This is a genomic window from Brevundimonas sp. AJA228-03 (assembly GCF_017795885.1).
Lineage (GTDB): Bacteria > Pseudomonadota > Alphaproteobacteria > Caulobacterales > Caulobacteraceae > Brevundimonas.
The window spans coordinates 1,617,560-1,640,719 of sequence record NZ_CP059297.1 but is presented as its reverse complement, the minus strand read 5'-3'; the positions used below and the strand labels follow the sequence as shown (position 1 = coordinate 1,640,719).

Here is a 23,160-nt window from a genome sequence, read left to right as displayed (position 1 = left end):
GGTGCGGAGACAGCGTTCGTCTGGTCAATGTCGACGTCACCCTGATCTGCGAGCGACCGAAGGTGAAGCCTCACCATCAGGCGATGCGCGAGCGCCTGGCCGGGATCCTGGGCCTGCCGCTGGACGCCGTCAGCGTGAAGGCGACCACGACCGGAGCCATGGGCTTCACCGGTCGCGGCGAGGGTCTGGCCGCCCAGGCCCAGGCCACGATCGAACTGCCCGCCTGGGCGTCCTCAGCCCTCCCCCCTGAAATGTCGCCACAGCGAACCGAACAGGTTCACATAGTCGTCGGTCCAGGGCTTGACCTTCGTATCCGGCAGCACGGCCCAGCGCGGATCGGACCGGAACCGGGCCAGGCCCGCCTCGGTCGGTGACAGGATGATCGCCTCGGTAGAGGCCTCCGCCATGTCCGGTGTATCGGGCCGTTCGGCATAGAGCTGGTGCAGATAGGGCACCCCCAGCGCCACGGCCGCCGCCTGGGCCGGCCGGGTGATATCCAGATTGCGGTTGGACAGGTGCAACAGCAGCACGCCATCGGGCTTCAGCAGTTTCAGATAGCCGGCGATGGCCTCGACGGTCAGCAGGTGGGTCGGCACGGCGTCGGAAGAGAAGGCGTCGATGACAAGGTAGTCGTAGGTGCCGGCCTTCTCGTGGGCCATCGACAGGCGGGCATCGCCGAGCACCGTCCGGACCGGTCCATCGGCGCAGGTCGAGATGAAGGTGAACCACTGTGGATCGCGCGACAGCCGGTCGACCATCGGGTCGATCTCGAAAAAGGCCATGTTGTCCTCGGCACGCTTGTAGCCCGCCATGGCTCCGGACCCCTGCCCCACAACACCGACGGTGACGCCGCGGCCCTCGTTGCGAAGCTGCAGGCCCTGCATGACCTGCCCGAGCGGCGTCGACGGCGCGTAATACAGCGTGGGCATGCAGGCGAAGGCCGGGTTGCGTGGCTGGGAGCCATGAAGGGTCGTGCCGTGCATCAGGATGTTGACCTGCCCGCCCAGGCGCGGGTCCTCGGTGACGCCGATCTTCATCACGCCGAAGAAGCTGCGGTCGGTGAAGGCGGCCTCATAGCCGCGCGCGATATAGGCGGTCGACAAGGCGATGCCAGCGGCGATGATGACATAGGCCGGGGTGCGGTCGCGCAGGATGAAGCCGGCCAGGATCGGTGCCAGCATGATGAACTGGGTCAGGCCCGGCATGCTGCCCGAGACATTGTTGTTGAGCCACCAGCCGAAGCCCCAGTCGGCCTGGGCCGCCGCCGACAGCAGCGGCGGCAGGCCGGTGGCGAGCACTGCGCCGACGAACAGATAGACCTCCCAGTTCCGGATCGGCGCCTTGTTGAACGGCCGCGCCAGCCCCGCGAGGACGAGGACCAGCGGGTATTCCCACACGCCGTTGAACAGCACGGGCGCCAGAAGGGCCGTGAAGGCGCCGCCGACGACCCCGCCCAGCGACATCAGCAGATAGAATTCGGTCAACCGGTCCGGCGGAGGACGCCGCGCGGCCAGCCTCTGGTGACACATCAGGGCGAGCAGGAAGAAAGTCGCCAGATGCAGGCCGAACATCATGATCCAGTCACCGGTCCGGAAGGCGGTGAAGCTGATGCAGACCAGGGTCACGGCACCCGAGATCACCAGGGTGATCGGCAGCGGGATCCACGGCCTGTCCTGGAAGGCGATCACGAAGGTCAGCAGATAGAGGGCCAGCGGGATGACCCACAGGAAGGGCGCCGAGGCGACGTCGGTGGCCAGGTGGGCGGTGACCCCGAGCATCAGGCTGGACGGCGCGGCGGCGAGAAGCACGAGGATGAACTTCTCGCGCCAGGGGATCGGCGCGCTGGTCTCCAGGCTGGCGACCGGCGCCCCGCCGATCTGACCGCGTTGCCAGGCCACGACGGCGAGGGCCACGACCATCAGCATGAAGGCGGCATAGCCTCCGCTCCAGCTCACGCGCTGGCCCGACAGGGTCATGAGCGGTTCAAGGATGAGCGGATAGGCCAGCAGGGCCAGGAAGCTGCCGAGGTTGGACGCCGCATAGAGGACATAGGGGTTCTTGCCATCGGCATGACCGACGCGAACCCGGGCGTACCAGGCCTGCAGCAGGGGCGCCGTCGCCGACAGGACGGCGAAGGGCGCGCCGACCGACAGGGCCAGGGTCGCCAGCAGCCAGCCGATCGGGGCGCTCGGATCGGGGTCGCCCAGCACTCCGTTGATCTTGAGCGGCAGGAACAGGGCCGCCAGCAGCAGCAGGACCAGATGGGTCGCCATCTGGGCCCGCATCGAGGTCAGGCGTTGCAGCAGGTGGGCGTAGCAGTAACCGGCCAGAAGAGCGGTCTGGAAGAAGACCATGGCCGTGTTCCAGACCGATGGAGAGCCGCCGAGCATCGGCAGGACCAGTTTGGTCACCATGGGCTGGACGACGAAGACCAGGGCCGCCGAGGTGAAGATGGCCACGGCGAACAGGACCGGCGTCACGCGATCGCCGCCCTCCGTCGAAGGCGCGGCGTCGTCCGGCAGGGCTGTGTCGGTCATGGGGTCCCCGGTCTGGCGCGCGTGCTATCGACAGACGCACACCACCGGATCAGCCTAGACTGACTCGCGCACGGATCGGAAAGACCCATGTTCCCGAATGATATCCAGCGACTGGCGGCCTCGGTGATCGCCGCCGCCTCGGCGCGAGGCTGGACGGTGGCGACGGCCGAGAGCTGCACCGGCGGCCTGGTCGCGGGTGCCCTGACGGCCGTGGCCGGGTCGTCGTCGGTCGTCGACCGGGGCTTCGTGACCTACAGCAACGCGGCCAAGTCGGAGATGCTGGGCGTGCCGGCCGCCCTGATCGTCAGGCACGGCGCGGTGTCGGAGCCGGTGGCGCGGGCCATGGCGACGGGGGCCCGGGAGGCCGCGAAAACGGCCCTCGCCGTCTCGATCACCGGCGTCGCAGGCCCGGGGGGCGGCTCGGCCGAAAAGCCGGTCGGGCTGGTTCATTTCGGCTGCGCAACGCCACAGGGGCTCGTTCACGACAAGCGACTGTTCGGAGACATCGGGCGCGAAGATGTGCGGCTGGAAAGCGTGCGCGTCGCCCTGGCTCTGTTGCTCGCCGCCTGCGAGGCGGGGTGAGCGAAGGCGCGCCCATCGTCGTCGACGCGCGGGAGCACCGTTGTCCGGTGCCAAGCCTGCGTCTCCGAAAGGCGCTGGAAGACCAGCCCGGGATCGAAGCCTTCATCCTGTTGGCCACGGACCCCATGGCGCGGATCGATGTGCCGTTTCTGATGGGCGAACTGGGAGGACGGGTCGTCTCGGTCGAGGAGACCGACGGCGTCCTGACGATTACCGTCGAGAGGCGCGCCGCTCCGACAGGTTGACGACGGAACCGGAGGCTTCAGGTTCAATGTCCGGTGCGCCCCGCGCACGCCAGGCGATCTCCATCTCGGTGGCGAACGCTCCGCCATAGAAGATGGCGTTGACGTTCCACGACAGCCAGATCAGCAGCACCACCACCGCCCCGACGGAACCGTAGGTCGCGCCCAGCTGTGCGATCTGCTCCACATAGATGGCGCAGAGCCAGGACGAGACCATCGACATCAGGGTCGCCACGACGCCTCCCGTGATCGATGGCCCCCAGGCGACGGGATCGCGATGAGACATGGCGTATCGATAGAGCAGGGTCAGCCCCACCCCGAGACCCAGCGCCGGCCACAGACCATCCAGGGGCATGAAGGCGCTTTCCGCTGCGACCGGTCCCGTGTGCTCCAGCAGACGGGACGTCACGACGGCTCCGGACACGACCGTGAACAGGGCAAAGGCGAACAGTGCGACGAAGAAGGCCAGAAGGTTGAATTTGAAGAAGCCGTGCGGCTCGGTCTCGTCATGGATGAGATTCAGCCCCGCAAGCAGGGCCTTGAACCCCCGGTGCGCGGCATAGGCACCGACGATCAGGGCGAAGGCACTCTGGGTCGAGACAGTACGGGCAGAGGCGTTGGACAGACGCTCGATCTCGGCGCGGAAGATGGCGCGGGCCGCATGGGGCATGACATCGGCCAGGGCAGCCGCCTGTTCGCCGACCTGCGCGATCGACAGCACGGCCTTGTAGAAGCCGATCAGGATGGCAATCGCCGGAAAGACCGCCAGCAGGGCAAAGAACGACACCCCGCCCGTATAGAGCATGACGTCACGGCCCCAGCTGCGGGTAAAGGCCCGCACCGAAAGCCTGCCCCAGAAGCCCGGGGATGCGATGTCCGTTCGATATCCGCTCAAGCCGGTTCCCGCCGCAGCCCCTGTTTTGTGACCCTATCGTAAAACATCCCTGTGTGAAGCGTCCACAACCCGACCGTTTTCGCCTGTGGCGGGTATCAGCAACATTGCGCCGACCATGGCAGCATCGATATGATACCAATGCCCGCGAGGGCTCGTGGGCGCTCGGCCGACGCATGAGGAGACGTCGCCTTGAGTCAGGAGCCGCGGGTACTGGTCGTCGCCGCGACCGATGAACGGATCGGTGAACTTTGCCGGGGGCTGGATTCGCTGGGGTGGCGGACCATGACGGCGCGTACCGGCAACGCAGCCGTGGCCACCCTGACCGATTTCACGCTGGAGGTCGCGATTCTGGACGCCGACCACCCCGAGATCGCAACCCTGCCCAATGCCCTGCGACGCGCCGCCGGCGCGCGTCGCCTTCCCGTGGTCGGCATCGGCGAGGGACTGGTGGAAGGCGGCGACTTCGACATGGTGGCCGTCCAGGCCCCGCATCCCGCCCAGGCCGCCCTGCGCATGGAACAGCTGGTCCGTGCCGCTATCGCCGAAGAGGAATTCCGCCTGCGCCAGGCGACGTTTGCCCTGCATGGCGCGACCCTGGATCCAGGGGCACCGGATCCGGCCCCCCTCAAGATCCTGATCGCCGGAGCGCCGGACCACCGGTTTCTGGCCCTGGCCAATACCCTGACGACCGCAGGAGCAGAGGTGATCGCGGCACCGACGCCCTATACGGCGTTCGACTACCTGCACGAGACCTCGTTCGATGCGGCGGTGCTGTGGGGTGCTCCGGATCACGCCCCCGCCCTGTCCATCGCCTCGGGCATGAAGCGGAATACCCGCCTGTATCACATACCGCTGGCCCTCTATCTGCGCAGCGAAGGCGAGATCAATCTGAGCGAGTTGTTCAACCGGGGCTTCTCCGACGTCGCCGCGGCCGACACGCCGGAACCGGACACGGCCGCGCGGGTGCTGTCACTGGCCCGCACCCATCGTCTCCATCTGGCCATCCGCAAGGCCCTGGAGGGCGCGCGCGGAGCCGGGATCATGGACCCGTCCACGGGCCTGTTCACCCCGACGCTGTTCGCCAGCCATCTGGGCCGGGTGGCCGAGGCGGCGACAGCCCGCAGACGTCCCCTGTCAGTCTGCGTCCTGCGTCTGTCGGACACAGACGCCCTGACGCGCGCGCGCGGCGGGGGCTGGCTTGACCGGGCCATGCCGCAAATCGGAGCCATGGTCTCCAGACTGGTCCGGGTCGAGGACACAGCCGCGCGCCTGGCCCCGGAGGTTTTCGCCCTGGCCCTGCCGGCCACACCGGCAGCGGCCGCCCGTCTTGCGGCCGAGCGGATCGCGGCCGTCATCGGCTGCACGGCCTTCGATGCAGGCCCCGACCGATCGCCTTTCGTCGCCGAGTTCCATGTCGGCGCGGCCGAACTGATGCCGGGCGAAAGCGCGGCTGCGGTGCTGGAACGGGCCTCGGCCGACCTCTACGCCGGGCGGTCGGCCCTGGCCTGAGCGGCCCGTCCCGCGTGGAGCCTAATGGACGGGCAAGGCCTCGGCGGGCGTCACGAACTCGGCCTTCCCGCTGACCTCGCCATAGGTCATGCACAGATCCTCGAACACGCGGTTCCAGGCGAACTTTTCGACGGTATGAACCCGGGCGGCCGCACCGATCGCCTCGATGTCGCGTTCAAACAGCGCTTCGACCGCCTGCGCATAGTCGTCCGGGTCCGCGCTGGGGGCCAGCTGGCCGACCTGATCGGTCACGGTCTCCGCCACGCCGCCTGCGTTGACGCCGACGACCGGTCGGCCACAGGCCATGGCCTCCAGCACGATCAGCCCGAACGGCTCCTTGTCGTTGGCGTGTACGAAGGCGTCGCACGACGCGATGATGCGAGCGACCGCACGGGGATCGCGCTCGTAAGGGAGGGCGATGACGCGGTCCTCGGCGGGCATGCCGGCTCCGGCCCCCACGAGCACCAGATAATAGGGTGCGCCCAGCTTCTGGACGGACTCGATCAGGACATCGATATTCTTCTCGCGGGCCGGTCTCCCCGCGAAGCAAAGCAGCCGCGCATCCCTGGGCAGCCCGAGGCGCTTCAACAGCCCGTCCCGATCACGCCGGTCCGGGCGGAAGGTGTCGATCTCGACCCCCAGGGGCCGGATGACAATGTCGCGCACGCCGGCTTCTTCCAGCCTGCGGGCGATGAAGCGGCTGGGCGAAATGACCCGGTCGAACTGTCCAAAAAGGCGGGCCCACCGTTTCTCCACCGGCTTCTTGGCCCACTCGCCGAAATGCAGCGCCGCCAGTCCGGCCGGGTCGGAGTGGCAGAAGCCGACGACGGGACAGCCGGCGCGCTGGCCGGCCTCCAGTGCGCCCTGCCCCGGGGTATAGGGGTCGCCGGCCTCGATCAGCGACGGTTTCATCGAAGCCACCCAGGCCCCCCAGCGCTTGACCGAACTGGGCCAGCGATAGCCATCGCCGAACGGCAGCTTGGTGGCGTGCAGCTTGATGATGCCGTCCTTGCCCGCTTCATGGCGTGCGCCGGGCACGACGAGGGAGTGGGCGACACCGGGACGGTTCGCCTCGATCCACGCCTTCTTCGACAACAGATACCGCTTCACGCCGCCGGATCGCGGGGCATACAGCATGGTCGTATCGACCATGCGCGGGCGAGGATCGGCGGTCGACGCCTTCAGAAATCTCAGCGTCTCGGCGACCTCTTCGTCCAGTCCGGGGATAAGGCGAAGTTCGCCCTCCTGAACGTCCAGATCGGTCATGCTCATGGACGGTGTCTCCGGAGACCGGCGCGAAACGCGGGGTCGGGACTTTTGGGTGCGTGCGGACGATTTGCGCGGGGCCATTGAACGCCCCTACGCCCGGTGAACGTCAAGCTCAAGCCGGTTCGCCCCTCGATGGCTGCGTCATGGAGGCTGTCTTGCATCACGCCAGGCAAACCCGTGCTACATGGCAAGGCGGGCCGCTTTAGCCTTGCAATCGCCTCAAATTCGCGAAACTTGAGACAGGTGGAGGCCCTCCTGCTAGAAGGCCCCGCGCCTGCCGGCGTGTCCTTCTGGGGTGAATTTTGCGAATGCGTAGACTGCTTGCGACCGCGGTGGCGCTTGCCCCTCTGATGGTGGTCACCGCCGCGCGGGCCGAGGTCGTGATTTCGACAACCCGCACAACGCCGATCCAGACCTCGAACGCAACGGGAACCGGGCGCGACGATGTCCGATTCGCGTCGGGCGGTTCGATCACCGTGACCAGTGGCGTGGCCGTCACCGTCGATTCCAACAACAGCGTCGATCTGGACAGCGGCTCCAACATCACCCTGCCGGCGAGCGCCGATGGAACCACCGCGATCCTGGTTGGCCCGGGAGCCAATACGGCCAATGTGACGGTCGGCGGGACGATCTCCGTCACCGACAACATCGACCCCTATCCGGACACCGACAGCGATGGCGACCTGGATGGTCCGCTGGCCAATGGATCCAGTCGGTTCGGCGTGCGCCTGACGGGAACCACGGCGCTGACCGGCAATGTGCTGGTGGAAAGCTCCGGCAGTATCCTCGTTGAAGGGGCCAACGCGCGAAGCATCTCGGTCGAGCGCGCCCTGACTGGCAATCTGACCAACTTTGGCACCTTGCGCGCCGTCGGGACAAACGCCGCGGCGGTGGCCACGACCGCCACCGTGTCGGGTGGTGTCAACGTCTCCGGAACGGTCACGGCCCAGGGTCTGGACGCCAACGCCGTCAACCTTCAGGGCGATGTCGGCGGTCGCGTGACGCTGCAGGGGCAAATCTCGTCGACGGGGTACCGGTACTCTTCGCGTCCCACGGCCGCACAGATTGCAAAGCTCGATCCCGACGATCTGTTGCAGGGCGGATCGACCGTTGTCGTGGCAGGCAATGTGGTCGGCGGTGTCGTGGTGGACATCCGCCCGGCCGACAATGATGCCAACAACACCGACGAAGATGGCGACGGCATCGCCGACGCGACAGAGGGCAATGCCGAGATCAACGCCTTTGGCAGCGCTGCGGCACTCACGATCGGGTCGTCGACGCGTGGTGTGACCCTGGGCGTGGCCGGGACGAATAACAATGCCTACGGCCTGATCAATCGCGGTTCGATCAACGCCAACGGCGTCTATGACGGCATCAGCGCGACCGCGGTCCAGGTGGGTGTCGCTGGCGGCCAGACGGTCGCGATCAACGGCGGCATTCGAAACGAAGGGGCCGTCGCCGCCATCGGGACCGAAGCCGGGGCCACGGGCTTTCGGATCAACAGCGGCGTGACGACGCCCCGTTTTGACAACATCGGTTCCCTCACCGCCGGATCGCTTGCGACCAAAGGGGCCCAGACCATCGTCGGGCTGGATATCGCCGCCGGGGCCAATCTGCCGGCCGTGACGAACAGCGGCTCGCTGCTGGTGTCCGCGACCGGGGGACTGGCATCGACCACGGCCCTTCGCGATGCATCGGGCACCCTGACATCGATCACCAACACCCGGTCGATCCAGGCCCTTCTGGCCCCGAACGACACGACCGGACTGACCACTGGAACGACGACAGCGATCGATGTGTCCGCCAACACCACAGGCGTCACCTATCGCCAGTATGGCGTGGCCAGCACCGCCAGTACGGCCGATCCCGACACGGACGGCGACGGCGTGCCGGATTCGCGCGAACCCGTCACGACGGGCGCGATCCGCTTCGGATCGGGTGCCGACATCCTTGCCGCAGAGAACGGCACGATCGTGGGTGACGTGTCGTTCGGCGCGGGCGCCGACCAACTGACCATCACCGGCGGTGCGCGCGTCCAGGGGGCGATCACCGACAGCGACGGCCGTCTGACCGTCGACATCACCAGGGGGACGCTGGACGCCCGCCAGACCAGCGTCACCAATGTCACCCGACTGAACATCGGCACCGACGGCGATCTGATCGTCACACTGGATCCTGCAACGGCTACCAGTTCCGGATTCCGTGTCAACGGGACCGCAACACTGGCCAACGGCGCGGGGCTGGGTATCCGGTTCAACTCGCTGATCACGTCCGCCCAGCGCTATACGATCATCGACGCCAACACCCTGGTGGCCGGAACGATCGACCAGACGGCGGTCCAGTCCAACTCGCCCTATCTGTTCATCGTCACGGCGGGCACCGACGTCGCGGCCGGCGATGTCTATATCGACGCGCGACGCCGGACGGCGGCCGAAGCGGGACTGATTTCCGTAGAGGCCCAGGCGTTCGACGCCTTCTATGCCGGTCTGGCCGGCAGCGGTGCGCTGTTGAACGCCTTCACAGCCCAGGGCACGCGCGCCGGCTTCATCGAGCTTTATGAACAGGTCCTGCCCGACCACTCGGGCGGGCCGCTGCTGTCGCTCGCGTCCGGCGTCGATGCCGTGACACGCGCCCTGACCGGCCGCAACGCCACGGTCGCGCCGGGCGAAACCAGCGCCTGGGTTCAGGAAATCAACTTCTACGCCGACAAGGACAAGACCGACTCCTACGGCTTCCGCTCCGAAGGCTTCGGCGTCGCCGGCGGTATCGAACGCGGCTCGTCGCTGGGGGCCCTGGGTGTATCACTGGCCTTCACTTCCTCGGATATCCAGGACCCGGAAGCCGAGGCCGAAGAGGTCCTGACCGCCAACCTGGTCGAGCTGGGTCTGTACTGGCGGGCCCAGGGACAGGCGTGGACGACGTGGGCGCGGGCGGCGGGCGGCTACGCGACCTTCGATTCGACCCGTCAGATCGTGACGACCGCCATCAACATCCAGAACACGTCGAGCTGGAACGGCTTCACCCTGGCCCTGGCCGGAGGGGCCTCTTACGAGCGTGAATTCGGTCGTTTGAGCATCCGTCCCGAAGTCTATGCCGAGTATTTCTCGCTGAACGAGGAAGCGCACATCGAGGAAGGCTCCAACAAGAGCTTCAACCTGGATATCGAAAGCCGGGACGGGCACATGTTCTCGACCGTGGCCGCGGTCAACATCGGCTACGGCTTCGGCCAGGACGGCTGGATCCGACCGGAGGTCCGGCTGGGCTGGCGCCAGAACATCTCCGTCGATCCGGGCGAGACCATGGCGCGCTTCGTGTCGACCGGGTCTTCGTTCAAGCTGACGCCCGATTCGATCGAGGGCGGCGGCCCGATCGCGGGCTTCAGCCTCAGTGTGGGCAACGATCTGGGCAAGCTGTCGATCACGGCAGACGCAGAGAAGATCGAGGACTACATCCGCTACAGCCTGCTGCTGCGGGCCAGCTTCAAGTTCTGATCGGGCAGGATCGGAAGGTTATCCCGCCCGATCCACCGACGCAGGGAACGACAAAGGCCGCCGGATCGCTCCGACGGCCTTTTCGATGCGATTGGTAGGCGGCGACGGGTTCGAACCGCCGACCCTCTCGGTGTAAACGAGATGCTCTGACCAGCTGAGCTAGCCGCCCATCCAGGGGGTCTGTTTGCCCGTTGATTGAGGCCGCGTCCAGAACCCCTCCGTCACGGCCGTGAAGAACGGCCGTGACGCCTCCCCGTTCGCCTTGCGAACAGGGAGGAGACCGTTGGTCAGTGGCTGACGACAGCCGTGCCGTCGATCGGCGGAACGGCGGCGGGCGCGGGATTCAGCGGCTCGGCCACCTCGTCCCATTCCACGGCCGTAAGCGAGCCGGTCAGGGCCCACTTCAACGCCTCGTCGGCCGTAGAGATCGGGACGATCTCGAGCGCGCCCTTCACATTGTCGGGCACATCGGCGAGGTCCTTCTCGTTCTCCTGCGGGATCAGCACGGTCCTGACGCCGGACCGCAGCGCCGCGAGCAGCTTCTCCTTCAGGCCGCCGATGGCGGTGACCCGGCCGCGCAGGGTGATCTCGCCGGTCATGGCGATGTCCTTGCGGATCGGCACGCCGGTCAGGACCGAGACCATGGCGACGGTCATGGCGACACCGGCAGACGGGCCGTCCTTGGGCGTGGCGCCGTCCGGGACGTGGACGTGGATGTCGGTCTTTTCGAACACCGGCGGCTTGACGCCGAAGCTGAGCGAGCGCGCCCGGACGTAGGAGGCGGCGGCGGAGATGGATTCCTTCATCACCTCCTTCAGGTTGCCGGTCACGGTCATGCGACCGCGGCCCGGCATCTTGATCGCCTCGATGGTCAGGATGTCGCCGCCGAACTCGGTCCAGGCCAGGCCGGTGACAATGCCGACCTGATCCTCTTCGTCCGTCTCGCCATAGCGGTATTTCCTGACGCCCGCGTAGTCGGCCAGTTTGGCGCTGTCGACGGTGATCGAGAGCGTCTTCTCCTTCGACATCTCGCGAACGGCCTTGCGCGCCAGTCCGCCCAGGGCGCGTTCCAGCGAACGCACGCCGGCTTCGCGCGTATAGTAGCGGATCAGTTCGCGGATCGTGTCCTCGGGCACCACGAACTCGACAGCCGTCAGGCCGTTGTCCTTCGTGACCTTGGGCAGGACGTGCCGCTTGGCGATCTCGACCTTCTCGTCCTCGGTGTAGCCGCTGACCCGGATGATCTCCATCCGGTCCATCAGGGGCTGGGGCATGTTCAGGCTGTTGGCCGTGGTCACGAACATGACGTTGGACAGGTCATAGTCGACCTCGAGATAGTGATCGCCGAATGCGTTGTTCTGGGCCGGATCCAGCACCTCCAGCAGTGCGCTGGACGGGTCGCCGCGCCAGTCGGCCCCCAGCTTGTCGATCTCGTCCAGCAGGATGAAGGCGTTGGTGGTCTTAACCTTCTTCATCGACTGGATGATCTTGCCGGGCATCGAGCCGATATAGGTCCGGCGGTGACCGCGGATTTCCGCCTCGTCCCGCATCCCGCCCAGCGACATGCGGACGTATTCACGCCCCGTCGCCTTGGCGATCGACCTGGCCAGCGAGGTCTTGCCGACCCCGGGCGGGCCGACGAGGCACAGGATCGGCCCCTTCAGCGAGTTGGTGCGGGCCTGGACGGCCAGATATTCGATGATGCGTTCCTTGACCTTCTCGAGGCCGTAGTGGTCCTCCTCGAGGATGGCCTCGGCCTTGTTCAGGTCGATCGGCTTCTGCTTGGCCTTGCCCCACGGAATCGCCAGCAGCCAGTCGAGATAGTTGCGCACCACCGTCGATTCCGCTGACATCGGGCTCATGTTGCGCAGCTTCTTGACCTCGGCCTCGGCCTTGGTACGGGCTTCCTTTGACAGGCGCGTCTTCCGGATGCGCTTCTCCAGCTCCATGATCTCGTCGCGGGCGTCGTCGGTCTCGCCCAGCTCGCGCTGGATCGCCTTCATCTGCTCGTTCAGGTAATATTCGCGCTGGGTCTTCTCCATCTGGCGCTTCACGCGCGAGCGGATCTTCTTCTCGACCTGCAGGACGCTGATCTCGCCTTCCATCAGGCCATAGACCTTCTCCAGCCGCTGCGGCACGGCGATGGTCTCCAGCAGAGCCTGCTTGTCGGCGATCTTGACCGACAGATGGGCCGCGACGCTGTCGGCCAGCTTGGACGCGTCGGTGATCTGGGGGATGGAGCTGAGCGCCTCGGGCGGCACCTTCTTGTTCAGCTTCACATAGTTTTCAAACTGCTCGGCCACGGCGCGCAGCAGCGCCTCGGCCTGGGCGGGTTCACCCAGGTCATCCTCGATCTCGACGGCTTCGGCCTCGAAATATGCCTCGCGGTCGGTGAAACGGGTCAGGCGAGCCCGGCCCTTGCCTTCGACCAGAACCTTCACGGTGCCGTCGGGCAGTTTCAAAAGCTGCAGCACGGTGGCCAGCACGCCGACCGGATAGATAGCGTCGGGCGACGGATCGTCGTCGACGCTGTTCTTCTGGGTGGCCAGCAGGATCTGCTTTTCACCCTTCATGATTTCATCGAGCGCCCGCACGGATTTCTCGCGCCCTACGAAGAGCGGCACGACCATATGGGGAAACACGACGATGTCCCGCAGAGGCAGGACGGGCAGGATCTTTGACTCGGACATGATGCGCTCCTGGGCCATTGACGATCTCCGGCCCGCCTCCCCCGACGTCCCGCGATATGCAGCGACACCCTGGAGAAGCCCGTCGATTCCGACGGCGTTCGGATGAGTATGTGGCCCCTTGCCCGCGCGGTTCAAGCGTTGCGGACGATCGGTCCACGGAACCCCTCCGGATGCACCAGACGGGGTCGTTCCTTGCCCGCGCACCACTGAACGAAACAGCCCCGGAGCCTTTCGGCTCCGGGGCTGCAAGATTCAACCTCGCGCCAGTGCGGCGAGGACGGCGCGATCAGGCCGCGCCGTCGGCCTTCTTCTTCTCGGCATAGATCAGAAGAGGCTGGGCATTGCCCTCGATAACCTCGGCGTTGACGACCACCTCCTCGACACCGTCGAAGGTCGGCAATTCGAACATCGTCTCCAGCAGAATCCCTTCCAGGATCGAGCGCAGGCCCCGCGCACCGGTCTTGCGCGTGATCGCCTTCTTGGCGACAGCGTTGAGCGCATCGTCGGTGAAGGTCAAACCGACGTTCTCCATCTCGAACAGGCGCTTGTACTGCTTGACCAGGGCGTTCTTGGGCTCGGTCAGGATGGTGACCAGGGCCTTCTCGTCGAGGTCTTCCAGGGTCGCCAGGACGGGCAGACGACCGATGAACTCGGGGATCAGGCCGAACCGCATCAGATCGTCCGGCTCCACGCCCTTGAGGATGTCACCCGTGCGGCGCTCGTCGACTTCCTTGACCTTGGCACCGAAGCCGATCGAGGCCCCGGCTCCACGCGCGGAGATGACCTTTTCCAGACCGGCGAAGGCCCCGCCGACGATGAACAGGATGTTGGCTGTATCGACCTGCAGGAACTCCTGCTGCGGATGCTTGCGCCCGCCTTGCGGAGGCACGGAAGCCACGGTGCCTTCCATGATCTTCAGCAGGGCCTGCTGCACGCCCTCGCCCGAGACGTCGCGGGTGATCGAGGGATTGTCGGACTTGCGCGAGATCTTGTCGATCTCATCGATGTAGACGATGCCGCGCTGGGCCCGCTCGACATTGTAGTCGGACGCCTGGAGCAGCTTCAGGATGATGTTCTCGACGTCCTCACCCACATAACCGGCCTCGGTCAGGGTCGTGGCGTCGGCCATGGTGAATGGCACGTCGATGATACGGGCCAGCGTCTGGGCCAGCAGCGTCTTGCCCGAGCCCGTGGGCCCGATCAGCATGATGTTGGACTTGGCCAGTTCGACGTCGTTGTTCTTCGTCGCGTGGTTCAGGCGCTTGTAGTGATTGTGGACGGCAACCGAGAGAACCTTCTTGGCGTGGCTCTGGCCGATCACATAGTCGTCGAGGACTTCGCGGATTTCCTTGGGCGTAGGCACGCCATCGGCCCCGGCCTTCTTGAAGCCGATCTTATGCTCTTCGCGAATGATGTCCATGCACAGTTCGACGCATTCGTCGCAGATGAACACGGTCGGGCCGGCGATGAGCTTGCGCACCTCGTGCTGGCTCTTGCCGCAGAAGCTGCAATAGAGGGTGCTCTTGGCGTCGGTGCCGGCAGCTTTGGTCATGGACCCTTCTCACTCTCGCGCCCCGGAGAGGGAACGCGCTGTCTTCGCAATGATTCCATCACTATGGAGGCGAAGATATTCAAAAAATGACAATCCCCCATCCGAACCGCCACGACAACCCCGCCGAAGCAGAGTGCACGCGACAGGGCGTGGACGATTCACAGTGGGAGAGGATCAAGGCGAATGGGTGACATGGGAACCACACGATCGTTTCGCCAGTCGCCCAAACCGGGCCAGCCCATCGTCGCCTTCGATTTCGACGGCACGCTTACGATCCGGGACAGTTTCACAGCCTTTCTGAAGTGGAAGGTCGGCCCCGAACGCTGGCGCACCGGGCTTCTGGCCATGGCCCCACAACTGGCCGCCTATGCCCTGGACCGCGACCGTCAGAGACTGAAAGAGGCTGCCGTCCGTCGTTTTCTGCCCGGAATGGGTGCCGTGGCGCTGGGCTTGGAAGCAGAACAATTTGCGCACGAGCAGTGGGACAGACTGATGCGGCCGGATGCCCTGTGCGTCTGGAATGACTGGGGCCGACGCGGCGCATATCGCGCAATTGTGACTGCCTCCCCTGCCCTGACGGTCCAGCCGTTCGCCGATCGGCTGGGCGCGGACGCCCTTCTGGGGACCGACCTGGTCACCGACGCCAGCGGCTGGTTCACCGGGGCCTTCGCGGGTCCCAACTGTCGCGGCGAGGAAAAGGTGCGGCGTTTGCGGGCTGCGTTCGGACCGGAGGTGCGGCTGGCCGCCGCCTATGGCGACACCTCGGGCGATACCGAAATGCTGGCCATCGCCGGGATCGCGGGCTTCCGGGTCTTCAAGGGCAAGCCCTGATCGCCTCAGTTGCCGTCAGCGTCCACGTCGAAGACCACGACCTTGCCGCGTGATGTCGGGTTCCATCCGGCCGCGATGGCCGAGGCGACCGCGTTCCTGATGCTTTCGACATTGATGCGCTGGCGCTCGAAGTTCGGGATGCCGCTGGCCCGCATGACCATGGGAAACTGCACCAGGGCCTCGCGCTGGCCATCGACCAGCCTGAGCGCGATGCCGATGCCCTGCCATTCGTTGCCCGTGGTGCGCTGGGGCTGGCGCCGGACTTCCCATTCGTAGTCGTCGCCGTCGACGGTGACGACGCCCTTGAGGTCTCGTGTGTGTTGCATGGGTATTCCTCCCCCATCTGGGGGAGGGGGACCACGAAGGGGTGGACGGGGCTGACCCCACACACCGTCTTTGCGGCTGGCCCCCTCCACCGCCGCGCAGGGGCGCTGCGGTCCCCCTCCCCCTGCGCTAAGCTACGGGGAGGAATAAATCAGACGGTCTTGACGCCGTCCGCATCGGCCTGATCGCGCTTGTCGTAGACGTGGTCGACGATGCCCCATTCCTTTGCGGCCTCGGCGTCCATGAAGTGGTCGCGGTCGAGGGTTTTCTCGACCTCTTCATAGGTCCGGCCGGTGTGGTGGACGTAAATCTCGTTCAGCCGCCGCTTGGTGTAGCGGATGTCGGCAGCGTGCAGTTCGATGTCCGAGGCCTGACCCCGGAACCCGCCCGAAGGCTGGTGGACCATGATGCGCGCGTTCGGCAGGGCGATGCGCTGACCCGCCTGGCCAGCTGTCAGGATCAGCGAGCCAGCCGAGGCGGCCATGCCCATGACCACGGTCGAGACCGGCGACTTGATGTACTGCATGGTGTCGTAGATCGCGAGCGCCGAGGTCACCTGACCGCCGGGGCTGTTGATGTACATGCTGATTTCCTTCTTCGGATTCTCCGATTCCAGGAACAGCAGCTGGGCGCAGATCAGGCTGGCCATGCCGTCCTCGAACGGGCCGGTCAGGAAGATGATCCGCTCGCGCAGCAGACGCGAGAAAATGTCGAACGCCCGTTCGCCCCGGCTGGATTGCTCCACGACCATGGGGACGAGGTTGGATTGCAGATAGTCGATCGGATCGCGCATTCAGGCCTTCTCGGATGCTGTCGGCAGCGACTCGGGCGTCGCGCCGTTCTTTCAGCATATCGCGTCCGGGCACCGCCTATGCAAGCGAGCCGATCCGATCAGTCGCGGGATTCGCCCGAATCCGGCATCGTACCGGACCGCATCGCGCGTTCGGCCATCCGTTCGGCGATGTCGGTGGCCTGCTGGACGTACCGGAGCTGATCGCCTCGCGCGCGATACAGGGCCTGCAGATAGGACTGGTCCCAATCGGTGATCCGCTGTCCGGGCGACCCCGCGAACAGGTTCAGCACGCTCTGATAGCCGGTCAGGTCGGCCCCCGGCTCGACCTGGGCCAGGGTCACCACGCCGAGGTATTCGCCGAGAGCACCGAACGAGACCTGGCGGATCTGGTTGGCATCAACGATGATGATGGCCCGCTGAAGGGCTTCCCGCGTGCTGGCACCGATGCGCGAGGCGTTCGGCGCGTTCATGATGGCAGGGCCGTCTTCCATGCCCATCATCACCTCGCCGGTCAGGATGCTGACCGGTGCGCTGACATGCCACCAGCGAACCGGCGCATCGGAGTGTTGAAACTGCTCCAGCGCGGCCTCGCCCCGGTCGGTCGCGCCATAGCGTACGGGCCGGAAGGTCTCCAGGTCCTCGTCGATCAGCCGGCCGGCCGCCGCATCCGGATCGGCCGTAAAGATGATGAGAACGTCCGGCCTGCAGCCTGCCTGCCCGGGATCGAGTCCGACGGACGCGCCGACGGCCGTGACCCGATCGACGATGAACTGGGCATAGGCGGCGTCGAGGCCGGCGACGCTGACGCACAGGCTGCGCTCCCACCGGGCCAATCGACGTCCGCTGGGTGGGGCCGCGACCCGGTCGATGAAGCCGAGCGCTCTCGCCTCGTTCGGCGGCGCATTGACGATGATGTCGCTCAGGATTGTCGGCGCCGGATCCCGAGCCTGACCTGATCCCAATGCCAGGGCGGCGACCAATCCGATCAGCATGAAAATCCTCCCGATCTCATCCTCGGGAAACCTTCGTCGCGAATCGTGTTCGGGTCAGGGCAGGGTTGTTTCGGCCGCGATACCGGGCCGCAACACTGCCGCGCGCCCGTCGCGACGCGCGGTTTTGTCGTCAGCCCTCGTCTTCGTCCTTGAGCAGGTCTTCCTTCGTGATCGGCGTGTCGGTCACGTCAGCCAGGCGGTAGATCAGTTCGCAGACCTTTTCCTCGTAGATCGGCGCGCGCATCGAGGCGGCGGCGTTGGGGTTCTGGCGATAGAAGTCCAGCACCTGACGCTCCTGACCCGGATAGTTGCGGGCCTCGGCCATGATGGCGTTGTTCAGTTCCTGGTCCGTCACGCCGACGTTGTTGGCGCGGCCGATCTCGGCCAGCACCAGACCCAGGCGCACGCGGCGCTCGGCGATCTTGCGGTATTCGGCTTTCAGGTCCTTGTCGGACTTCTTCGCATCTTCCTCGGGCAGGTTGCCGGCCGCCTTGTCGGCCTCGACCTGTTGCCAGATGCCGTCGAACTCGGCATCGACCATCCTGGGCGGCAGGTCGAAGCTGTGGGCGGCATCCAGAACGTCCAGCAGGCCGCGCTTCAGCTTGAAGCGCGCCTGACCGGCATACTGCTGGTTCAGGTTGTTGCGCAGCAGTTCCTTCAGCTTGTCGAGGCTTTCCAGCCCGATACGTTTGGCGAAGTCCTCATCGACGACGGCGGGGGCCTCGGCCTTGATGGCCTTCACCTTGACGTCGAACGTCGCCAGCTTCCCGGCCAGGTTCGCCGCCTGATAGTCAGCGGGGAAGGTGACCTCGATGGTCTTCTCCTCGCCGACCTTGGCCCCCTTCAGCTGCTCTTCGAAACCGGGGATGAAGCGGTTGGATCCGATCACCAGGTCCGCGTCCTCGGCGGTGCCGCCCTCGAAGGGCTCGCCGTCCAGCTTGCCCAGGAAGTCGATGGTCAGCTGGTCACCGTCGGCGGCCTTCGCGGCCTTGCCCTTCTTGTCCACATAGTTCTTGGCCTGTCCGGCCAGTTCGGTCAGGGCCTCGTCCAGATCGGCATCGGACGCCTCATAGGTCGGGCGCTCCAGCTTCAGGGTCTTCGGGTCGACCGGGGTGAATTCCGGCATGACTTCCACCGCCATTTCGTAGGCGAGGTCGTCGGACCCGGCCAGGACCTTGTCCATGTCCGAGGTCAGCTTCATGTCGGCCGGGGCGGCGGGGCGCACCTTGATCTCGTCAAGCGCCCTCTGGCTGGTCTCGTTGATCGTGTCGTTGACGATCTCGCCCATCATTTCGCGGCCATAGGTCTTGCGCACGTGCGAGACCGGCACCTTGCCGGGACGGAAGCCCTTCAGCTTCATCTTCGGCGCGAACTCGGCCAGCCTGGCGTCCAGCTTGGCGCTCAGCTCGGTGGCGGGCACGGTCACGGTGATGACGCGGCTCAGACCTTCGGTGGACTTTTCGACGACTTGCATGGCGGAATCTGACGCTCTGGGGCGGCACATCTGAACGGTGCGCGCGCAGGGATGGGTAAAGCAGAAAGGGCCGCCCCTGTCGGAGCGGCACCTCGAAGCCCGCCCTTATGTCGAGAGGGACGCCAAAGGTCAACGCGAAGGCGGTTTCGCAAGGCGGCACGCTTCGCTATCTCTCGGCCATGACCCAGCCCCCCTCCCCCGTCGGTGTCTTCGTGACCCCGGTCACCCCCCTGCAACAGAACTGCACGACCGTCTGGTGCACGGCGACAATGAGGGCGGCCGTGATCGATCCGGGCGGCAGTGTCGATATCGTGCTGGGCGAGGTCGCGCGTCGCGGCCTGACGCTGGAGCAGATCTGGATCACCCATGGCCATCTGGATCATGCCGGGGGTGCGGCGGAGATGGCCGAAAAGTCGGGCGCGCCCATCGTGGGGCCGCACCCCGCTGACCAGTTCTGGATCGACGGCATCCCGGGACAGGGACAGATGTACGGCCTGCCGGAAGCGCGCAGCTTCGTCCCGACGCGCTGGCTGGACGACGGAGACGTCGTCACCCTGGGCGAGACGAACTGGGACGTTCGCCACTGCCCGGGACACACCCCGGGCCATGTCATCTTTTACAACGCGGCCGCCCGCTTCGCCCAGGTCGGCGATGTGCTGTTCAAGGGCTCCGTCGGACGCACCGATTTCCCGCAGAGCGACCCGGACGCCCTCGTACGGTCCATCGTGGAGAAGCTGTGGCCGCTGGGCGACGACGTCACCTTCGTCCCCGGCCACGGACCCATCTCGACGCTGGGCGAGGAGCGGCGGACCAATCCCTTCGTGTCCGACGCCGCCCTGACCGGAACGCGGCCTGTGCGGGCGGCATCCGGCCCGGCCTGACGGCTACCGACGCAAGAGCACGCCGATCAGCACACCGATGCCGAGGGCATAGAGCGTGGCTTTCAGCGGCTCTTCCTCGATCCGGCCCCGCGCCCGGGCTGCCTGCCGGCGCGCCCAGTCGCGACCGGACTCGATGTCGCTGCGGACCGCGTCACGCAGGCCCTGATCACGGGCGAACGAACGGGTCTCGCCGCCCTCGCTCCAGCGGTCGCCTGAGCCGTCCGGGCGGGCGCGCTCGCGGTCCACGTCCTCGACAATGTCGTCGATCGTCGGGTTGGACTGGATGTCGGTCATGGGTCGTCCTCAAGCAGGTTTGATCCTGCGGCAATGAACCCGAGGCGCTCGACGCGGTTCCCATGACAGGCCGCTTCCGGCCCCGGAGGACCGCGCATGACAGACCCGACCCCGCAACCCGAGATCCCGCCGATGGACCCGGTCCCGGTCCAGCCTGAAATCGATCCCGCCGGAACGCCCGACGAGGTCCCGCACCAGCCCGGCGACAATGACGGCGACTTCGACCGTCCCGGTGCCATCTGATTCGCACGGGCTTGGAATCGCGGCCCTTTGGGAACCTTGGCCGTCCGGTCGGGTTAGCTGTTCAACCGTCAGCCCAGAGACAGTAGAGGACGTTCAGAATGGCCCAGGGTCCGTCAACCCGCCCGTCCGGCGTGTCCAAACGGGGCTTCGCCTCCATGGATCCGGAGCGCCAACGCGAGATCGCCCGCAAGGGCGGTGCCAGCGTTCCCAGCGAGAAGCGCAGCTTTTCCCAGGATCGCAGTCTGGCCGCCCAGGCCGGCCGCAAGGGCGGCGAGGCCTCGCACGGTACCCGTCGTCCCGACGACGACGAGGCCCAGGCGGAATAGCCGCTTCGCAGAAGACATGGAAAAGGCGGCCGGTGGATCACCGGCCGCCTTTTTGCGACTTTCGCTCAGTTCGAAAGCAGGGCGATCGCGACCGAGGGTTCGTCGCTGACCTCGAAGGCCTGCACGGTCCATCCCGCCGCTGTCGCCATGGACGACACGCTGTCCCGGGTGAACTTGCCCGAGCTCTCGGTATGGATCGTTTCGCCCGACACGAAGTCGAAGCTGCGGTCCCCGATGCGCACGGTCTGATCGCGGGTCGCCTCCAGATGCATCTCCATGCGCGACCGTTCCGCGTTCCAGATGGCACGGTGACGAAAGCCGGTCAGGTCGAAGTCGGCCCCGAGCTCACGGTTGGCGCGCAACAACAGGTTCATGTTGAACGCCGCGGTCACGCCCTGGGCGTCGTCATAGGCCGCGATCAGCAGATCGGCGTTCTTGACCAGATCGACGCCCAGGATGAACAGGGCGCCGGGCCCCAGACGGTCGCGGGCATTGGCCAGAAAGGCGATCGCCTGCTGCGGTTCCAGATTGCCGATGGTCGAGCCGGGAAAGAACCCGATGCGTCGACCGCGTCCCAGCTCCGGCAGCGGCGGCAGGGTCAGAAAGTCGCCGACAACCGGCACGACCTCGATATCGGGATAGGACTGCGATATCCGCCCGGCCGCTGCGTTCAGCGCATCGGGGCTGATGTCGATGGGCAGGTAGGTCGACAGGTTCGGAGCGGCATCCAGCAGAATGCGCGTCTTCTCGCTGGCCCCCGAGCCGAACTCGACCAGGACGGCATTGTCGCCAAAGCCCGCTGTCAGCCGGGGTGCCATGATCTTCAGCAGGGCCGCTTCCTGGCGTGTGGGATAGTATTCCGGCAGTCGGGTGATGTCCTCGAACAGGTCCGAGCCTGCGGCGTCGTAGAACCATTTGGGAGAGACCGCCTTCTGCGGCCGGGACAAGCCCGCGATCAGTTCGGCGCGGAAGCGCGCGGTCTCGACGTCCTCGATGCGGGGTCGTCTTGCGGCGGGCGCGTCGGCCGCCAGTCTCAAGCCCATGAAGGCCCACCTCTGCTGCGGATAGAAGAAGTTGCGGTAGGTCGCCCGGGCATGTCCCGGCGGCGTGGCCAGGCTGCCGCCCCTCAGCACGCGCTGATTGGCCATGAATTTCCCGTTGTATTCCGACGCCGTGCCCTCGGTCGGGCGAAACCCCGGATAGGGGGCGTAGGCGCTGGAGGTATGTTGCCAGACCTCGTTGAACAGGTTCGAGAACACGTCCGGCGCGGTGGTGACGGCGCTTTCCCACTCGGCCTCGGTCGGCAGGCGCCGGCCCGACCAGGCCGCGAAGGCCTCGGCCTCGTAGGCGCTGATATGACGGACCGGGGCATCCGGATTGACCGGCGCGCGCCCCGTCAGTCCCAGCACGGTCCAGACACCGTCGTCCTCACGCCAATAGAGCGGCGCGGTCCAGCCCTCGGCCTTCACCGTGGCCCAGCCGTCGGCCAGCCAGTGTTCCGCGCGGCGATATCCGCCGTCGGCCATGAAGGCCATCCACTGGCCGTTGGTGACCAGGTCGTGGTCGAGCAGGAACGGCTCCAGCCACACGCGGTGTCGAGGCCCCTCATTGTCGAAGGCGAACCCCCGGCCGTCGTGACCGATATCGACCAGCCCGCCCTCGAAGCGCGTGGTCCCGCCGCGTGCCGACTGCATCGGCCCACCGGGACGCGGCTCCACCGGACAGGCTGCCGGGTCCAGCGGAGACCGTGACATCAGGTGCAGCAGATCCATCAGGAACAGCTCCTGGTGCTGCTGGTCGTGATGCAGGCCCAGCACGAACAGATAGCGATCCATATCGCCGCCCAGGCCAGCCTCCAGCCGCGCCTCCATGCGGCGGTCGATCTCGCCCCGATAGGCCATGACGTCGTCCAGCGACGGACGCGTCATCAGCCCGCGCTCGCCGCGTTCGACCCGCCGACCGAGGCTCTCGTAGTAGGAATTGAACAGCGGCTGCAGCCGGCCATCGACCGGCACATAATCCGGGTCAGCCGCCAGAATCATCGCCTCGAAGAACCAGCTGGTATGCGCCAGATGCCATTTGGACGGGCTGGCGTCCGGCATGGACTGGGCGGTCAGATCCTCCACCGACAGGCCCTCGGCCAGCGCGGGCATGGCCGCCCTTACGGCCCGGAAGCGCTGGACGTCGTCATTGTCGCGAGCCGCGATCCGGGGTGAAGACGTCATCGGACCCTGC

At 66.3% G+C, this 23,160-nt stretch carries 19 protein-coding genes, 1 tRNA gene and 1 pseudogene; 9 read left to right on the top strand and 12 right to left on the bottom strand.

Translation table 11 applies throughout. The annotated features are described in order from the left end of the window. Nucleotides 1–20: 20 nt before the first annotated feature. A pseudogene (locus HZ989_RS08150) lies at nucleotides 21–224 on the top strand (2-C-methyl-D-erythritol 2,4-cyclodiphosphate synthase); the annotation flags it as partial. A 9-nt stretch (nucleotides 225–233) separates the two neighbouring features. Here HZ989_RS08150 and HZ989_RS08145 read toward each other — a convergent pair. Next, on the bottom strand, nucleotides 234–2,537 hold the full coding sequence (locus tag HZ989_RS08145; RefSeq protein ID WP_209320363.1) for a spermidine synthase: 2,304 nt from the start codon (nucleotides 2,535–2,537) through the stop codon (nucleotides 234–236). An 87-nt stretch (nucleotides 2,538–2,624) separates the two neighbouring features. Between HZ989_RS08145 and HZ989_RS08140 the strand changes: the two genes are divergently transcribed. Together HZ989_RS08140 and HZ989_RS08135 are read left to right on the top strand one after the other, a co-directional pair. After that, nucleotides 2,625–3,119: a CinA family protein gene (locus HZ989_RS08140; protein WP_209320362.1), complete on the top strand. Its 495-nt coding sequence runs from the start codon at nucleotides 2,625–2,627 to the stop codon at nucleotides 3,117–3,119. Between the two features lie 47 nt (nucleotides 3,120–3,166). Then, complete coding sequence (locus HZ989_RS08135; RefSeq protein WP_371812866.1) at nucleotides 3,167–3,364, top strand: sulfurtransferase TusA family protein; 198 nt, start codon at nucleotides 3,167–3,169, stop codon at nucleotides 3,362–3,364. On the opposite strand, the gene HZ989_RS08130 is transcribed toward HZ989_RS08135, so the two are convergent. Next, a complete protein-coding gene (locus HZ989_RS08130) occupies nucleotides 3,330–4,256 on the bottom strand; it encodes a YihY/virulence factor BrkB family protein (RefSeq protein WP_209320360.1) in 927 nt (308 codons plus the stop codon). The two genes, HZ989_RS08135 and HZ989_RS08130, sit on opposite strands and share 35 nt — an antisense overlap. Nucleotides 4,257–4,445: 189 nt before the next feature. Between HZ989_RS08130 and HZ989_RS08125 the strand changes: the two genes are divergently transcribed. Continuing rightward, nucleotides 4,446–5,765, top strand: a complete 1,320-nt coding sequence (locus tag HZ989_RS08125) for a diguanylate cyclase domain-containing protein (protein WP_209320359.1) — start codon at nucleotides 4,446–4,448, stop codon at nucleotides 5,763–5,765. A 21-nt stretch (nucleotides 5,766–5,786) separates the two neighbouring features. On the opposite strand, the gene HZ989_RS08120 is transcribed toward HZ989_RS08125, so the two are convergent. After that, nucleotides 5,787–7,037, bottom strand: coding sequence for a glycosyltransferase (locus HZ989_RS08120; RefSeq protein WP_209320358.1), 1,251 nt, complete (start codon nucleotides 7,035–7,037; stop codon nucleotides 5,787–5,789). Nucleotides 7,038–7,342: 305 nt separating this feature from the next. Here HZ989_RS08120 and HZ989_RS08115 point away from each other — a divergent pair, with 305 nt between their 5' ends. Beyond that, entirely contained in the window at nucleotides 7,343–10,525 is a 3,183-nt protein-coding gene (locus tag HZ989_RS08115) for an autotransporter domain-containing protein (RefSeq protein WP_209320357.1), read from the top strand. Between the two features lie 92 nt (nucleotides 10,526–10,617). Here the strand turns inward: HZ989_RS08115 and HZ989_RS08110 are convergent. The 3 genes from HZ989_RS08110 to clpX form a co-directional block, all read right to left on the bottom strand. Then, nucleotides 10,618–10,694 (bottom strand) — tRNA-Val (locus HZ989_RS08110). 118 nt (nucleotides 10,695–10,812) lie between these two features. Further along, nucleotides 10,813–13,215 (bottom strand): endopeptidase La, encoded by a 2,403-nt coding sequence (gene lon / locus HZ989_RS08105; protein ID WP_209320356.1) that lies wholly within the window; start codon nucleotides 13,213–13,215, stop codon nucleotides 10,813–10,815. 286 nt (nucleotides 13,216–13,501) lie between these two features. Beyond that, complete coding sequence (gene clpX, locus HZ989_RS08100; protein WP_209320355.1) at nucleotides 13,502–14,767, bottom strand: ATP-dependent Clp protease ATP-binding subunit ClpX; 1,266 nt, start codon at nucleotides 14,765–14,767, stop codon at nucleotides 13,502–13,504. Between the two features lie 183 nt (nucleotides 14,768–14,950). Here clpX and HZ989_RS08095 point away from each other — a divergent pair, with 183 nt between their 5' ends. After that, nucleotides 14,951–15,598, top strand: coding sequence for an HAD-IB family hydrolase (locus tag HZ989_RS08095; RefSeq protein ID WP_209320354.1), 648 nt, complete (start codon nucleotides 14,951–14,953; stop codon nucleotides 15,596–15,598). 5 nt (nucleotides 15,599–15,603) lie between these two features. Here the strand turns inward: HZ989_RS08095 and HZ989_RS08090 are convergent, their stop codons facing one another. The 4 genes from HZ989_RS08090 to tig all read right to left on the bottom strand — a co-directional run bounded on the left by HZ989_RS08090 (nucleotide 15,604) and on the right by tig (nucleotide 19,181). After that, nucleotides 15,604–15,924 carry a hypothetical protein gene (locus HZ989_RS08090; RefSeq protein ID WP_209320353.1) on the bottom strand — a complete coding sequence of 107 codons (321 nt, stop codon included), beginning with the start codon at nucleotides 15,922–15,924 and terminating at the stop codon, nucleotides 15,604–15,606. A 149-nt stretch (nucleotides 15,925–16,073) separates the two neighbouring features. Continuing rightward, nucleotides 16,074–16,715, bottom strand: coding sequence for an ATP-dependent Clp protease proteolytic subunit (locus tag HZ989_RS08085; RefSeq protein ID WP_209320352.1), 642 nt, complete (start codon nucleotides 16,713–16,715; stop codon nucleotides 16,074–16,076). 98 nt (nucleotides 16,716–16,813) lie between these two features. Further along, the gene (locus HZ989_RS08080) at nucleotides 16,814–17,707 is read right to left on the bottom strand and encodes a hypothetical protein (protein ID WP_209320351.1); all 894 of its coding nucleotides are present in this window, start codon (nucleotides 17,705–17,707) and stop codon (nucleotides 16,814–16,816) included. A 130-nt stretch (nucleotides 17,708–17,837) separates the two neighbouring features. Then, a complete protein-coding gene (gene tig / locus HZ989_RS08075; RefSeq protein WP_209320350.1) occupies nucleotides 17,838–19,181 on the bottom strand; it encodes a trigger factor in 1,344 nt (447 codons plus the stop codon). Between the two features lie 179 nt (nucleotides 19,182–19,360). Between tig and HZ989_RS08070 the strand changes: the two genes are divergently transcribed. Continuing rightward, nucleotides 19,361–20,062, top strand: coding sequence for an MBL fold metallo-hydrolase (locus HZ989_RS08070; RefSeq protein ID WP_209320349.1), 702 nt, complete (start codon nucleotides 19,361–19,363; stop codon nucleotides 20,060–20,062). A 3-nt stretch (nucleotides 20,063–20,065) separates the two neighbouring features. On the opposite strand, the gene HZ989_RS08065 is transcribed toward HZ989_RS08070, so the two are convergent. After that, entirely contained in the window at nucleotides 20,066–20,356 is a 291-nt protein-coding gene (locus HZ989_RS08065) for a hypothetical protein (protein ID WP_209320348.1), read from the bottom strand. A 96-nt stretch (nucleotides 20,357–20,452) separates the two neighbouring features. Here HZ989_RS08065 and HZ989_RS08060 point away from each other — a divergent pair, with 96 nt between their 5' ends. Both HZ989_RS08060 and HZ989_RS08055 read left to right on the top strand, forming a co-directional pair. Then, the gene (locus HZ989_RS08060) at nucleotides 20,453–20,599 is read left to right on the top strand and encodes a hypothetical protein (RefSeq protein WP_209320347.1); all 147 of its coding nucleotides are present in this window, start codon (nucleotides 20,453–20,455) and stop codon (nucleotides 20,597–20,599) included. Between the two features lie 98 nt (nucleotides 20,600–20,697). Further along, nucleotides 20,698–20,925, top strand: coding sequence for a general stress protein (locus tag HZ989_RS08055; protein ID WP_209320346.1), 228 nt, complete (start codon nucleotides 20,698–20,700; stop codon nucleotides 20,923–20,925). 65 nt (nucleotides 20,926–20,990) lie between these two features. Here HZ989_RS08055 and egtB read toward each other — a convergent pair whose 3' ends face one another. After that, the gene (egtB, locus tag HZ989_RS08050; RefSeq protein WP_209320345.1) at nucleotides 20,991–23,150 is read right to left on the bottom strand and encodes an ergothioneine biosynthesis protein EgtB; all 2,160 of its coding nucleotides are present in this window, start codon (nucleotides 23,148–23,150) and stop codon (nucleotides 20,991–20,993) included. Nucleotides 23,151–23,160 lie beyond the last annotated feature (10 nt).